The sequence below is a fragment of the Paenibacillus sp. OK060 genome (assembly GCF_900101205.1).
GTDB classification, from domain to species: Bacteria; Bacillota; Bacilli; order Paenibacillales; family Paenibacillaceae; genus Paenibacillus; species Paenibacillus marchantiae.
The window spans coordinates 256,670-272,088 of sequence record NZ_FNFR01000007.1; the positions used below are offsets into that span (position 1 = coordinate 256,670).

The following is a 15,419-nucleotide window of genomic DNA, read 5'->3' on the forward strand; positions in this document are numbered from 1 at the left end:
TCAGCAGCAGGGAACAAGGCAGGATAGGAGGATATGAATAGATATATGAAGACCATGAATAAATCTCAAATCAACGTACAATCCGGCGACCTGTGCTTTACGTTCTGGGAAAGCGGTGATTTGTTCAAGGCTGTAAGTGGAACAACGATGATTAATCAGTGGATGGCTAGTCCGGTGGACGGCTCCATGAACAATCTATACTTGCGTTTTCACAGTGAATCTGGCATTCGTTTTGTGCCAATGCTTGGCATTCACTCCGACAGCCAGGTGAGCACCGACAGCAGTCGTATGGTATGGACAGGTACCGCTGAGGGTGTAGGCTATCAGGTTGTATTTGCTCCAACAACAAAAGGTGTATGGTTCTGGGATGTAACCGTAAACGGTAATGGAGAAGAGGTCGACGTGGTCTATGGCCAGGATGTCGGCAATGCCGATCCAGGTGCGGTACGCAGCAATGAGGCTTACTTGTCGCAATATATTGACCATGCCGTATTTGAGGATGCGAAACTTGGATATATCGTAGCTTCACGGCAGAATCAACCGCAGGGCGGGGCTTTTCCTTATCTTCAACAGGGTTCATTAACCCGTGCAGCAGGTTACTCCACAGATGGATTTCAGTTCTTTGGCTTGAGTTACAAGGAGACGAATGTCCCTGAAAGTCTGGGTAAGCCAACACTTGCGAATGAAGTGTACCAGTATGAATTTGCATATACAGCCCTGCAGTCCGAAAAAGTGGTGTTGAGTGGCGAAGCTCGCTTTGTGTTCTATGGACTCTTTCAGTCTAACCACGCTGAAGCGGTGAAGGAACTCGAATACCAGGATGTTCTCCAACAGGCTTGGGACGAGTATGAAGCGAAGCGTCAAGAGAATGCAAGCACGGTACAAGCAGTATCCAACGTATTCCCAAAAGTATCTCTCCATCCGGTAGTGGGTGAACCCTTGCCTACTTTATCGATGACCGAAGAAGAAGTGAATTCCCGTTTCCCGGCTTCGAAGAGACATCAAGAAGAGCGCGCGGATGGTAAATTGCTGGCGTTCTTTACAGATACGTATGAGCATATTGTGCTCAAGGAAAAGGAAATGCGTGTGGAACGTCCGCATGGACATATTCTGATGAGTGGTAACAATGTGAAGCTGGGTCAGAACGTAATCACAACGTCTTCCTATATGTATGGTATCTTCAATTCCCATGTGGTTGTGGGAAATACGAACTTCAATAAAATGATGAGCAATGCACGTAGCGCACTCAACATACCCAAATCATCCGGTCAGCGGATCTACGTCGAGGTTGAAGGAATCTTCCACCTACTCACGATGCCTTCCCTGTTTGAAATGGGCTTCAACTATGTTCGCTGGTATTACAAAACAGCTGAGGATACGCTGATTATCACGAATTATACAACTTTGGATACTCCTGAAGTACATCTTCATGTGAAGTCGGAAAAAGGAATAGCTTATCGATACTTGATTACCAATCAGATTACGATGAATGTGAATGAATATGAACTTCCTGTTCATGTTTCGGAGCAGAATGGTGAATTGATCTTCAAGGCAGATCACAGCTCCCTCAGTGCCGAAGTATATCCTAATCTGGAGTACCGCATGCGGGTAAGCGGAGCAGGAGTGACGGTTGGCGATGAGACTGAACTGGCTAGTGGAGTAAACGCAGGCGACGACTCACTGACGACTTTACGACTGGACAGCAGTGCTGAATGGACATTGACCATTCAAGGGCTGTTGGAAGGAGGACAGATTGCATCCTCGACACGCAGCTTCGAAGAGGAAGTGGCAGCTTATCGTACCTTCTATGCAGAAGTGATGAATGGGTTCCATTTGTCTCAACCTCAGAAGCAAGGAGCAGATGAGTTGTTCAAAGTGAATGCTCTTGCATGGTGGTACACCCACAATATGCTGGTGCATTACTCTGTTCCTCACGGATTGGAGCAATATGGCGGTGCAGCTTGGGGTACACGGGATGTCTGCCAGGGTCCGGTCGAATACTTTATGGCTACACAAAAGTATGAGCAGGTTCGCGACATTCTGAAGACGGTATATTCGCATCAGTATGAGGATGACGGTAACTGGCCGCAATGGTTTATGTTCGATCGTTATTTCAAAGTTCAGCAGGAAGAAAGCCATGGTGACATTATTGTTTGGCCTCTCAAAGTGCTAAGTGATTATCTGATTGCCACCAAGGATTATTCGATTCTGAATGAGGAAGTACCTTATACCGTAAAACATGGTTTTGACTTTACTGATCAGACAGCCAGCGTGCTGGAGCATGCCCAGAAAGAACTGGAGTATATCCGCAGTCATTTCCTGCATGATACATTCCTCTCTTCATATGGTGACGGGGACTGGGACGATACATTACAGCCTGCCAATGCTCAATTGAAGCAATATATGGTCAGCAGCTGGACTGTGGCGCTCACCTATCAAACGTTGAAGCAGCTATCCAGAGCGCTTGCGCCTGTGAAACCGGAGCTTTCTTCGGAATTAAGCGATATGGCAGCGGGTGTGAAAAGGGACTTCAGCAAGTATATGTTGGATACCGATGTGATTCCGGGCTTTGTATATATGGAAGATCCGGCACAAGCGAAGCGCATGCTGCATCCGGATGACAGCGAGACAGGTATTCAGTACCGTTTGCTGCCGATGACACGCAGCATGATTGCCGAGTTGCTGGAACCTGAGCAAGCGCAATCCCATTATGAACTGATCAAGGACAAGCTGTACTGCCCGGATGGTGTCAGATTGATGAATCGTCCAGCACAATATGATGGCGGCGTCAGCACTCATTTCAAACGTGCAGAGCAGGCATCCAACTTCGGACGTGAAGTGGGCTTGCAATATGTTCATGCTCACATCCGTTATATTGAAGCCATGGCGAAGCTGGGCAACCCGGATGAGGTCTGGAATGGGCTGGGCATTATCAATCCAGTGGGTATTCAGGAAGCTGTTCCTAACGCAGATCTACGCCAGAGTAATGCCTACTTCAGCAGTTCTGACGGGAAATTCAACAACCGTTATGCAGCGCAGGAGCAGTTCGATAAGCTTCGCACCGGAGATGTGCAGGTGAAGGGCGGCTGGAGAATCTACTCCAGTGGACCGGGAATCTACATGAATCAGCTCATTTCGAACGCCCTGGGTATTCGCCAGGAGGAAGAAGATCTGGTTCTGGACCCTGTGTTACCTGTCAGCTTGGATGGCTTGCATTTTGATTTCCAATTTGCCGGCAAAAAGGTAACCTTCGTCTATCATCTCAGCGGAGAGGCCGTACAACGTATTGTGCTGAATGGCAAGGAACTGGATGCGACTAGGTTGCAACAACCTTATCGTCTTGGTGGACTGCGTATTTCACGTAAGGAGCTTGAACAGAGCCTGAGCGAGAATAACGTGATTGAGATTTACAGTTAATCGTGTAAACGTTAGTCCATTTTATCAAGTATAAATATTTTAGATGTCAGGTCCTTCGATTTCGAAGGGCCTGATGAACATAACAGGGGAGCGAAGAATGTGGTCAGTATCAAGGATATCGCCAAACAGGCGGGAGTTTCGATCTCTACCGTGTCATACGCTCTGAATGGTAGCAACAAAGTGACAGATGAGACCCGTTCCAAAATTTTGGCTATCGCCAAAGAGCTGAACTATGTTCCCAATGCTGCTGCCAGAACATTGAAGAAGAGAGAATCCAAAATTCTGGGTGTATTTCTGACGGATTTTAGCGGGGATGTATATGGAGACTTACTTAGTGGTATGAAATCTGTATGTAACGCGCAAGGGTACGACCTGATTGTGTGCAGCGGGAAACAATCTCATCGAATGCTTCCGGAGCGAATGATTGATGGTGCTGTCATTCTGGATCATACATTTGCGAGCAAGGAACTAATGCAATATGCAGACATAGGACACAAGATTGTCGTTCTTGACCGGGAACTGGATCACCCCAATATTAATCAGGTTCTACTGGATAACAAGGCAGGAGCAACCCTTGCGATGGAGCATTTGATCGAACAGGGACACACGAAGATCTATGTCGTGACAGGTCCTGAAGGTTCATTTGACTCGGCTCAGCGGTTGAAGGCTGTGAGGCAAGTATCGGAGCGGGAAGCGAATGTGGAATGGATCGAAATTACCGGAGATTTCGAGAAGAGTGGCGGAGAACGGGCAGCCGAACGTATTATTCAGGAATATACTCAACCAGTTGGGGTGTTTTGTCTCAATGACGAGATGGCGATTGGGATGTGTGACCGGCTCGCTGATAGCGAGTTAAACATTGGTCAGGAGATTGATATTATCGGATTTGATAATATTGAACTTAGCAAATATGTGCAGCCAAGACTGGTCACGATTGATTATTCCAAACGAAAATGGGGCGCACTGGCAGCCGAACAATTAATCAAGATTATTGCCGGAGAGCCTGTTGATCATGAACGCATCTACGTGACACTGGTGGAGGGCGGGTCGGTAAACAGCAAGGTACAGTCAGCATATCTTGCACAAGCCCAAGGTGAAAAGGCGGTTAGCTATTGACGACGCTGCCCCCTCTTCATTCCATGGATGTTGTGTTAAACGACGACTGTACAGCAAGAGACAAGGCTTAGAAGAATTGAAGCATTCTTTTAAGCCTTGTCTCTTGTTTAGCTTGTTTATTTGACCCATTATAAAATGAAAAAACCTCTCACCAGGAGAGGCTTGGCCCTTAAAGGCCCTTAGTTTTGTCATTGTTGTAGGATGAAGTGAGAATGCCTGTAAGGAAGAGAGCCAATACAATTGCAATAATCCAAAATGTCAGTGAAAATGACATACCATAGCACCTCCTGCAAAATCTTTACTTCTATTATAACCATTATAGGAAGAAAAGAAATGCTTCACTCCATCATTTGTAAAATAAAAAGTGAGTAGGTACCGGTCGGAGGCTCCCATCCGAAGGGTTATTCACAACCCGGTTGTTCACGATGAGTGAGGACGATCCGCCGCCATCCAGATTATAGGCGTCCATGACGCCAAGTTTGTACAAACGTCCTTGCAGCTCTTCCAGGGTGGCTCCTGAGCTGCCCCCTTCGTTATACCCGTCAACAACGATAATCAACAATTGATCGTCCTTGTAGTTGCCGATCACGGTGCGTGGAGCCCGCTTGGGTGAGACTTTCCATTTGGCGGGAATGACCGTTTTTTGTCCATTCTGCAAGAGCACGGGTACAAATGTGGCACCAAATTGGGGTTGTAGGCGATCCAGGGAACTTTTGTCGAAAAATTTACCGCCTACCAGCTTACCGGCATCATCAAGACCTACAAAAAACAGATCCTTAAAGCTGGCCTGAAAACCATTCACATACTTGCCGTCCATAACGGTAGTACTCAGCGGATACCGTTTTCCGCCGCTGTCGGCGAATCCTCCGGCATTAATTCCGGCAATGGCACCACTGCGCTTGACCGCCTGCATAGTTGTCTCAGATCGGCCTGGCTCGCTGTCCAGAGCCATCTTCATGGCCGTGGGGTCTTTTAGCTTGATTTTCATCGCATAGCCCTTATAGGCGCCTGGATTGACCCTATAGAGTTCAATCGTAACTCGATCACTGTCTATCCGTTCAAACGGAACGCCCAGCTTGGATGAGATCCGTTGATTGTAGATCGTTTCCGGGCGAGCGGCTTGAACCGTAGCCTTCTGTACAAGCGTCGACATCGTACTCGTTGTCTGATTGTACAGCTGTGTTGTTCTTTTAATAGAAGAAGAAGTCTGAACAGCAGCTTCTTTTGCCCCTGCAAGCTCTTGGCTAATTGCCTGGGTCCGGGGTGTAACATTCTCTTCAGCCAGACCGGAATGAATGAAGTCTCCCGGTTCAAGCGGAGGACGAATCAGCAGCATGCATAACATCAATCCAACAAAAGGAGCAAGTGCAAGCATAAATAAACGATTAACCTTTTTTACGGGTGTAATCATTTGAGCAGGTCCATCTTTTTCTGGAGTGTCTCCAGTTGTTTTTTGACTTCGCTCAGTTGGGTATACAATTTGTTGCTGTTGTCGGTTTTATCGTTTGCATTATCCTTGGTGAAAGTCAGTAATTCATTAAAGGACTGCACCTGGCCCTGCAGGTCCGCTACTTCCTTGGATATCGTTGTTAGCTGCTTTTCGTAGTCGGCTTTGAGCGCTGCAATCTGCTGTTGATTATGGGTCTGAAGCTGATTAATCATCTGTTGCTGGAGGTGGTTACTATAATAGTAGGTTCCGAGTACTCCAAGTGCAATGAGAACAATCCACATGACCAGAAACAGCTTGACTGAAGATCCGGCCTTACCTTTGGCGCTCCGGGTGTGATGGATGTCAGAGGGTTGGACAGAAGGTTTCATATCATCACTCCTGGTTATTTATAGGTACAAAAAATTTTCCAGTCCTCATTCTATCATGCCACTATTGATTACGCAAAAATGAAATTCTTTGAGTAATAGGATAAAAAGAGATTGCATCGGAAGGAAGTCCTAGGATACAATTTCTTATAGATGCAATAAGTAGGAACTTTGGGCAAGTTTTTCGACTTTTTTAGATAGAAATGCAGGAAATTTATACTATATTTTGATCTTTCTTCGCTTGGGAAGACAAAAGTCCTGATGTGACGACAGCAAAATACAGTAGAAATAGAGCTGTTCTTACAGCTGTATCAATTGTTTTTCTATTTTTCGACATCATCCGACTTTTACTTCTTCTATACACGGACTGTCGCAAGGATAGAGGCATTATCATGGCTGATGGTAGAAAAGGAATTTGTCCAATACATAACAGGGGGAACAACAATGAAAAAAGTATGGCAGGTGGTCATCGTAGATATCCACCCCACCAGCATGCTGGGAACAAAATTGATTTTGGAAGAACAGCAGGATCTGTTGGTACGGGGGATGACTTCGACCGGGTCCGAAGGTCTTGACCTGGTGAACATTCACCAGCCCGATCTGATTTTGATGGATTACCGGCTTCCTGAGGGCCAGGCAGATCAGTATATATCCCAAATGAAAAATCTGTCGGCTCATAGTCACATCATTATTCTAACGGACGAGGACAATGTAAAATTATTTCGTCATCTGATCAGTCTTGGTGCTAGTGGTATGCTGTCCAAACAGGCTTCCCCTAGCCAGCTGATTCATCTGATTTCCGGGCTGCGTGAGGGATGTGTATCCATTCCTTTATCATGGTTAGCCAGTTCGGAGTGGGCTCAGCCCGTCGAATCTCCTGCAGAAGAACTTATTGTTGAATTAACAGAAACCGAAACTTTTATCATGGAAAGAATTGTTCAGGGCGTAACCTATGATAAAATAGCCAGTGAGATTAACGTTAGCAGACGTTCGATTGATAATTACCTGCGTAAAATATACGTGAAACTGGATGTAAGCAGCAGGGCACAGGCGATTGAACGTTACGCTTTATATGCGAGGCAGACCAAAACCGTATCCTGACGAGCATGGTTCCATGAATCCCTATATACGATGACTCGTCAAGTTTCCGGTCTGGTCATATTCAGTGTCCAACAGGAATAGGTTGTAGGGGCTACGGACTGCGAGCACAGTTCGGATTAGGGATGAAAGGGGAACGGACCGATGAAGTATTTCTTCGCCTCCCGTACAAACAGGCTTTTGACATCACCGCTGAGGGACATACGTGAGATGTCTGGTCGGGATTATTTCATTTCTCTGGCAGAAGAACTGCCTGCGGAGGAGCTGTTTCCATTCAAACTGCTGGAAGAAGCAGCGGTGTCTGTATTTAGTTCCGGACCCTCCGCATTGCAGTATGGCGAGCCGGCAGGGTACAGACCGTTGAGAGAATGGCTGGACAACGATTGGAATGCTCGCAAGGGCATACGGACAGTCCCAGAGCAGATTTTATTGACCACAGGGACTCAGCAGGCCATCGATCTTGTGATGCGTTTGCTGCTTGAGCCTGGAGATTCCGTACTGGTCGAGCATCCTACCTCTCCAGGCTGTCTCGAGGTTCTGGAGATGCAAGGTGCCAAAATCGTGCCCGTCACAGGCGATGGGGATGGCATTTTGCCTGACCTTTTGGAGCATCACATGCAGCAGGTGAGACCGAAGCTGCTTTTTGCTGCACCCAGTTTTTCCAATCCAACTGGCGTGCTGTGGAGTATGGAGCGGCGTGAGGCTGTTCTTGATCTGTGTTCACGTTATGGCGTACTGCTCGTGGAAGATGATTCCTATGGTGAACTTCATTTCGATGGATTGGAACCAGCAGACTTCTACCGGAAATATCCTTCCCTCTTTGCGCTGGATACAGCGGATCAGGGTGGACATGTTCTCTACATTGGTTCGTTTAGCAAAACTGTAGCACCTGCCCTGCGTACAGGTTGGGCTGCCGGACATCCGGCCTTGATCCAGGCTATGGCCTCCGTGAAACGGATAGCAGACGGACAGTCCAGTCCCATGAATCAGCGGTTATTGTATCAACTGCTTGCCCATTCTCCTTTTAAGTGGAGTGATCATCTCTCCATGCTGAACAGGGAGTATAAGACCAGACTCAAGCTTATGCTCGAATTGTTGAAGCGCCCGGGTTGGAAAGGCAGTCAGTATAGCATTCCTGAAGGGGGGATGTATCTGTGGGTACAGTTACCGGATGGATTGGACAGCGGAGCTCTGCTCAAAGCAGCGCTGTTAAAAGGGGTGTCCTTCCTTCCCGGTTCCCTCTGCTCCACGGGTGAACAGGATCATCGGTACATCCGGTTGAACTTCAGTCATCCCGGCCGGGATGAGTTGCTGCTTGGCATGAATCTGATCAGTGAGTCCATAACAGAGTTTACAGCCCGGAGCTAAACCGGATTTAGAAAAGAAAGAATGTAGGGTCAAATTCATGCCTGGAACTTGGGACAGCAGAAGTTCCAGGCATTGGATTTGGAAGCAAATAGGTTACCCCCAAAGTAATTACGTTATTGCATCCACTAACATTTTTATATATAATATGTATTAATGAGTTGTTGTTTTCTTTATATAAGCTGCAATCATTGCAAGTTCAGGAGAAGCACTCATATATTTTAACTAACGGGGGAACGAACATGTCTAACATTTTATTTGTCAAAGCAAACGACCGTCCTGCAGAACAAGCAGTCAGCGTACAATTGTACGATGCATTTTTGAGCGCATACAAAGAATCCCACCCAGGTGACACAGTTACCGAACTGGATCTCTACAATACAGATATTCCTTACTACGGCAACACTGTAATTACAGGTGGATACAAAGCCGCTAATGGTATCGAAGCAACTGCTGAAGAGCAAAAAGCAGCTGCACTGGCAGCACAATTGCAAGATCAATTCTTGGCAGCAGACAAAGTAGTATTTGCATTCCCACTGTGGAACTTCACTGTTCCAGCACCACTGGTGAACTACATTTCCTACCTGAGCCAAGCTGGCAAAATGTTCAAATACACTGCTGAAGGCCCTGTAGGTCTGGTAGGCGACAAAAAAGTGGCATTGTTGAACGCACGTGGCGGAGTTTACTCCGTAGAGCCTATGGCATCCGCTGAAATGTCCGTTAAATATGTAACAAATGTACTGAACTTCTGGGGTATCCAAAACCCTGAACTGGTTATCGTTGAAGGCCACAATGCTTCACCTGACCGTTCCCAAGAGATCGTAGCAGCAGGTCTGAAATTGGCTTCCGAAGTAGCAGCAAGCTTCTAATAGCCTAATATATAGAAACCGAAAAAGCCCATCATCTCCATTGGAGATGATGGGCTTTTTTGCATCTTCATTTTGCATGAAGCTACGTTACCTGTTGCCTCAGTCATTCTTTCCATGGATCAGGTAAGGCTCCGCTACTTCCGCAATAATCTCTAGCTCACTGTCGTCATGTTGATTCAAGGAAAAATCCATTTCTAGTTCATTTATACTCCGTTCAATCATATCATTATCCTCAAGCATGTGAGCATGCTCAGTTAGTGCCTGCACACCCTTAACCGTCAGCACATATCGTCCACGGGATAGCCGCTCGAACCAGCCATAATAGTTTTTTTGCAAAATGGCCGCAGCGGAACCCACACTAGTCTGTTTACTGATCAAGGCGGGGGAGGCTTCTCCCTGAGCGCGAAGGGCGGAAGCCACACGTATTGCTTTTTCCCTGTAAGCGGTGACCAGCTGCCTGCGTGTGCTTCCTCCCGTGTTGTAGTCACCACTGCGCTCGTCGAATTCCTTCAGCAGTCGTTGCCGCCGGATACCGCCTTTACGGACACTGGTGCTGCCGCTACCAGACATAGGAGCTTGGGCAGCAGGTTCGCACAGCACATCTATCAGAGGTGATTTAGTTTTGTAGAACGTAACGGTGATAAGCCCTAGCCCAAGTTGTCTGCACAGTGCGGTCAATTCGCCCCAGCGCTGGTTCACGGCACCACGCTTGCTGCGGTTCCGCTCAACAGCCAGATACACGAAGGGGCTGAGCTTCAGGCGCTGCATTCCCTGTAACAGCAGAGACAGATTAAATGTTTTTTTCATCTCCACAATGAGTGGTTCATTTTGATCCGATTTGACCCCAACCAGGTCACAATGTTTGACTTCAGCCTTCACGTCGTAGCCGCGTCGTTCGAAAAAAGCCTTTACAGGCGAATATAACTCGGTTTCGTACTTTACTGCCATCGTTTCTGCTCCTTTCCTGAAGTGGCTCGTCTCTGGCCATCTATTGTTCCGTTTTCTGAATTTAGAACCTTCATTATATCATATCCGTTCTTTTTTTTCTGAGCGCACAAGATGTCTGATAGAACAGGGAAAGCCTCAAATTAAGACCCGCAGATTGAAAAAAAAGAGGTCAACTTATCGGATTTGCCGCATAGGTATGTAATACACTTTTCACAACAATACACGATGTTTGGACAGAGGGTGGCGGGACTAATCCGGACCGCAAGATTGGTATTCAAGCACAAGCCGTAATTCTATTGATTTCTTCATACCATTCGGAATGGTTGACAATCACACTAAAGGAGCCATGGGAGGTACCAAGCATGAATATTTTTGAACGCGTTGCGGAACATCGGGCAGAGAGTGACCGTTTATCATGGAACGGGACATTTGAAGATTATATTGCACTGCTGAGAGAGGACCCGACTCCGGCAATGACGGCTCACGCACGAGTGTACCAGATGATTGAATCATTTGGCGTGGAAGAAGTTGGGGGGCACAAACGGTACAAGTTTTTTGAACAGGAGATTTTTGGGCTGGATCGGTCCATTGAAAAGCTGGTGGAAGAATATTTCCACTCGGCAGCACGCCGTCTGGATGTTCGCAAACGGATTCTGCTGCTTATGGGTCCGGTCAGCGGAGGTAAGTCAACACTGGTAACGCTGCTGAAACGTGGCCTTGAACAATTCTCCCGCACAGAGAAGGGTGCTATATACGCCATTGACGGATGCCCAATGCATGAGGAGCCCTTGCATCTGATTCCGCTGGAGCTTCGTCCCGAAGTGGAAAAGGAGATCGGTGTCCGCATTGAGGGCAATCTCTGCCCATCCTGCCAGATGCGTCTTCGGACCGAATATGGCGGTGATATCAGCAAGGTGCGAGTGGAACGGGTCACCATTTCCGAGGATAACCGGGTGGGAATCGGAACATTCAGTCCATCCGATCCCAAATCCCAGGATATTGCCGATCTGACGGGAAGTATCGACTTCTCAACCATTACTGAATTCGGCTCCGAGTCCGATCCACGCGCCTATCGTTTTGACGGTGAATTGAACAAGGCCAACCGTGGATTGATGGAATTTCAGGAAATGCTGAAATGTGATGAGAAGTTTCTGTGGAACCTGTTATCGCTGACGCAGGAGGGAAATTTTAAAGCAGGCCGATTTGCCTTGATCAGTGCGGATGAAATGATTGTGGCGCATACGAATGAATCCGAGTACAAATCATTTATTTCCAACAAAAAGAATGAAGCCTTGCAATCCCGGATGATCGTCATGCCAATTCCCTACAACCTGAAGGTCTCCGAGGAAGAGAAGATTTACGGCAAGCTCATTCAGCAAAGTGATATGAAGCATGTCCATATTGCACCGCATGCTCTGCGGACTGCAGCCATTTTCTCCATACTTACCCGCTTGAAAGAAACGAAGAAACAAGGCATGGATCTGGTCAAAAAAATGCGGATGTATGACGGTGAAGAAGTCGAAGGGTACAAAGAAGCTGATCTGCGTGAGATGCAAAATGAATATTTGGATGAAGGCATGTCGGGCATTGACCCGCGTTATGTCATCAACCGGATATCCAGTGCTTTGATTAAGCAAAACCTTCAGTGCATTAACGCGCTGGATATTCTCCGGGCGATCAAGGATGGTCTGGATCAGCATGCTTCGATTTCAAAAGAGGAACGTGAGCGTTATCTGAACTTTATTGCCCTGGCTCGGAAAGAATATGATGAGCTGGCGAAGAAGGAAGTGCAGAAAGCGTTTGTATACTCGTTCGAAGAGTCGGCCAGAACGCTGTTCGAAAATTACCTCGATAATATCGAGGCATTCTGCAACTGGGCCAAAATTCGTGATCCACTGACGGATGAGGAGATGGACCCGGATGAGCGCTTGATGCGTTCGATAGAGGAGCAGATCGGTATTTCTGAAAATGCCAAAAAGGCTTTCAGGGAAGAGATATTGATCCGCATCTCGGCTTATTCCCGCAAGGAACGGAAGTTCGAATACAGCAGTCATGATCGTTTGCGTGAAGCGATTGAAAAGAAACTGTTCACTGACTTGAAGGATATTGTGAAGATTACAACTTCAACTAAGACACCAGATGCGACGCAACTGAAACGAATGAATGAAGTGATTAAACGTTTGATTGAAGAACATGGATATACCGCAGCCAGCGCGAATGAACTGCTCCGTTATGTGGGCAGCCTGTTGAATCGCTAATCTGCAACGAACCATTCCGGATCAGGCTCCTGACGCCTGCTGTGAGGCTCCTTCACAGCAGGGTCAGGGGTCTTTTTATATGGGGGAGATGTACAATTAAGACTAATAAACTGACAAAGAAGGTCAATTCCATGACAAATTAGTTCTTATGGTATATGTTAAATTAGGTCATTTAGTCTATAATCGATACAGATATTTACAATTTAATATTTTTTGTGGTTATTAAGGAGCTGACAGAACTAGTTATGAGTATTGCTATAGCAAGACAACAACAACTTGATTATATTGGATTGACCGCCGGAGATCTGCAATTGCTTGCTGATCATCGACCTGCTTTTGAGAAAGTCGTGGACGAAGTGGTGGACCACTTCTACAATCATGTGGGCAATTATCCGAATTTGGTCGATCTGATTGCCCGCTTCTCTTCCATTGATCGTTTGAAGGAAACACAAAAGCTATACTGGTTATCCATGACCGATGGTGTAGTTGATGATGCATACATTGAACAGCGCATTGCAATCGGACTAGTCCATTCCCGCATTGGTTTGTCCGAAGATTATTACTTGGGCACGTATATGGTTTATCTCGATATTGCAACAAGCATATTCCAGCAAGTCATTCCTGAACGCTGGCATGTGGTCATTCAGGCCCTTAGTAAAATGTTCAACCTCGACTCACAGCTTGTATTGGAGGCTTACGAGAAGAAGGAAAAGGAAAAATTAAATCAACTCGCTGAAGATCAGCAGCATACGTTGCTGGCGATCACGCAGATTACCCAGCAGTTGACGGGCATGATTAGTGAATTGAACGAAAATGCTCAGGCGATCTCTGATGTGGCCAGAGAAACGGCTGCCTCTCAGGATCAGGCCAATGGACTGTTGGAAGAGCTGACTAAGGAAATTCATCAGATTGGCAAAATGGGTGAGATCATTCGTGAAATATCGGATCAGAGTCATCTAGTGGGTTTGAATGCCGCCATTGAAGCTGCACATGCAGGAGAATTTGGACGGGGATTCGAGGTGGTTGCCAGTGAGGTTCGCAAGCTTGCGGCTAGTTCCCGAGAAGCTCAAGGAAAAATTCAGTCGAACCTGGCACAGATCATGAAGAAGCTGGGCAGTGTTCAACAGGAGTCAGAGCACACTGCTTCGGGAGCAAGGCGTCAGGCATCCCGTTCAGAAGAGCTTGCGGTTTTTGCTACCACTATGGAGAAACTGGCACTTGATCTCAGGAAATTAGATCAACAGGAATAGGCGGTAATACTGGCTGGAAGCTGAGATACCGTTTCTGGCTGTTTTAAGCTATAATGGGTAGACAAACCTGCCGATGTTATAGTGAATGCAGCCGGAGACAGGGGATTTGAAAGAGGTTGAGGTGATCAGGTGGCTTCTATCCATGATGTGGCCAAAGAGGCGGGCGTATCTGTTGCAACCGTTTCCAAAGTGCTGAACGATTATCCCGATGTAAGTGACAAAACTCGCAAAAAAGTCAATATAGCCATCGAACTATTGAAATATCAACCGAATGTGGTTGCACGTGGACTTGTAAAACGCCGTTCTTGGACGGTAGGTGTATTGTTGACGGTTCCTTTTACCAATCCGTTTGTATCGGAGTTGCTTGAAGGAATCAAAACAGCGCTGGAAAACAGCGGATACGATCTTGTTCGCTTATCTACACGTTTTGATGATCCGACATACTCCTTTATTAAACATTGCCGCAGCCGAAATGTGGATGGCGTTGTTGTATTCGGGGAAGGAAGAGACAACGAGAGTATTCAGGAATTGGTTACTGCTGAGATTCCGACGATGTTCGTTGATACCGACTTGTTTGGCAAGCGGGCAGGATACATAACGACGGATAATGCAAATGCCATAGCTATGAGTGTGAAGCATTTGCATGAACTGGGTCACCAGAAAATTGCCTATATTTCAGGTACACTTGGGCCTGCCGTAGCGAATCTTCGACTGGATGGATATCGGGAAGGTTTGCGAGTCTGCGGCATTCCATATTCAACGGTGTATCTGGAGGTCTGTGACTATTCTTTCGATGGTGGCAGTAAGGCAGCTCGCCGATTGCTTGCATTGAAGGACCAGCCTACGGGGATTGTCTGTGCTTCAGATATGTCTGCTTTTGGTGCGATCCACGAAATTGAGAAGCATGGTTTACGGGTGCCTGAGGATGTATCTGTTGTCGGATTTGATAACACATACTATGCGGAAGTGTTCAAACCAGGGTTGACCACGATTAATCAAAATATTCATTCCATTGGAATCAAATCCATCGAATATCTGATCGCCATGATTGAGAATCCTGCATATACTCCTCCAGTCGTTACGGAGCCATCCAATCTGGTGATTCGCCAAACGACTGCACCTGTGCAAGCGTAAAGGTCTTCGAACCAGCACAGCCTATGGGCTGTGCTTTTTTGGTATGCCATTTCTTTTTGGGAAATAACGGAGATCAGAAGTTGTTGTGCAATGCTTGCAGGAAAAGCTGTTGACTTTTTACCACACAGACCTTAACAATAAAAGGCAGA

At 46.7% G+C, this 15,419-nt stretch carries 11 protein-coding genes; 8 read left to right on the forward strand and 3 right to left on the reverse strand.

The window, feature by feature from the left end:
• Window positions 1–45: 45 nt before the first annotated feature.
• Window positions 46–3,417, forward strand: coding sequence for a GH36-type glycosyl hydrolase domain-containing protein (locus tag BLS14_RS24785; RefSeq protein ID WP_063564253.1), 3,372 nt, complete (start codon window positions 46–48; stop codon window positions 3,415–3,417).
• A 99-nt stretch (window positions 3,418–3,516) separates the two neighbouring features.
• Entirely contained in the window at window positions 3,517–4,533 is a 1,017-nt protein-coding gene (locus BLS14_RS24790) for a LacI family DNA-binding transcriptional regulator (protein WP_063564254.1), read from the forward strand.
• Window positions 4,534–4,879: 346 nt separating this feature from the next.
• Here the strand turns inward: BLS14_RS24790 and BLS14_RS24795 are convergent, their stop codons facing one another.
• Both BLS14_RS24795 and BLS14_RS24800 read right to left on the reverse strand, forming a co-directional pair.
• Entirely contained in the window at window positions 4,880–5,944 is a 1,065-nt protein-coding gene (locus BLS14_RS24795) for a phosphodiester glycosidase family protein (RefSeq protein WP_090954470.1), read from the reverse strand.
• Window positions 5,941–6,351 carry a hypothetical protein gene (locus BLS14_RS24800; protein WP_063564256.1) on the reverse strand — a complete coding sequence of 137 codons (411 nt, stop codon included), beginning with the start codon at window positions 6,349–6,351 and terminating at the stop codon, window positions 5,941–5,943. The genes BLS14_RS24795 and BLS14_RS24800 overlap by 4 nt, the downstream gene beginning before the upstream one ends.
• A 441-nt stretch (window positions 6,352–6,792) precedes the next feature.
• Here BLS14_RS24800 and BLS14_RS24805 point away from each other — a divergent pair, with 441 nt between their 5' ends.
• The 3 genes from BLS14_RS24805 (at window position 6,793) to BLS14_RS24815 (ending at window position 9,680) form a co-directional block, all read left to right on the forward strand.
• Complete coding sequence (locus BLS14_RS24805) at window positions 6,793–7,449, forward strand: response regulator transcription factor (RefSeq protein ID WP_063564257.1); 657 nt, start codon at window positions 6,793–6,795, stop codon at window positions 7,447–7,449.
• 141 nt (window positions 7,450–7,590) lie between these two features.
• Window positions 7,591–8,814, forward strand: coding sequence for an aminotransferase-like domain-containing protein (locus tag BLS14_RS24810; protein ID WP_063564258.1), 1,224 nt, complete (start codon window positions 7,591–7,593; stop codon window positions 8,812–8,814).
• Window positions 8,815–9,053: 239 nt separating this feature from the next.
• Entirely contained in the window at window positions 9,054–9,680 is a 627-nt protein-coding gene (locus BLS14_RS24815) for an FMN-dependent NADH-azoreductase (protein ID WP_090808694.1), read from the forward strand.
• A gap of 99 nt (window positions 9,681–9,779) precedes the next feature.
• Here BLS14_RS24815 and BLS14_RS24820 read toward each other — a convergent pair whose 3' ends face one another.
• Complete coding sequence (locus tag BLS14_RS24820; protein WP_090954472.1) at window positions 9,780–10,628, reverse strand: DUF2161 domain-containing phosphodiesterase; 849 nt, start codon at window positions 10,626–10,628, stop codon at window positions 9,780–9,782.
• Window positions 10,629–10,990: 362 nt separating this feature from the next.
• On the opposite strand from BLS14_RS24820, the gene BLS14_RS24825 reads away from it, so the two are divergent.
• The 3 genes from BLS14_RS24825 to BLS14_RS24835 all read left to right on the forward strand — a co-directional run bounded on the left by BLS14_RS24825 (window position 10,991) and on the right by BLS14_RS24835 (window position 15,270).
• Window positions 10,991–12,886 (forward strand): PrkA family serine protein kinase, encoded by a 1,896-nt coding sequence (locus BLS14_RS24825; RefSeq protein ID WP_063564261.1) that lies wholly within the window; start codon window positions 10,991–10,993, stop codon window positions 12,884–12,886.
• 245 nt (window positions 12,887–13,131) lie between these two features.
• Complete coding sequence (locus tag BLS14_RS24830; RefSeq protein WP_063564262.1) at window positions 13,132–14,136, forward strand: globin-coupled sensor protein; 1,005 nt, start codon at window positions 13,132–13,134, stop codon at window positions 14,134–14,136.
• 129 nt (window positions 14,137–14,265) lie between these two features.
• Entirely contained in the window at window positions 14,266–15,270 is a 1,005-nt protein-coding gene (locus BLS14_RS24835; protein WP_064639398.1) for a LacI family DNA-binding transcriptional regulator, read from the forward strand.
• Window positions 15,271–15,419 lie beyond the last annotated feature (149 nt).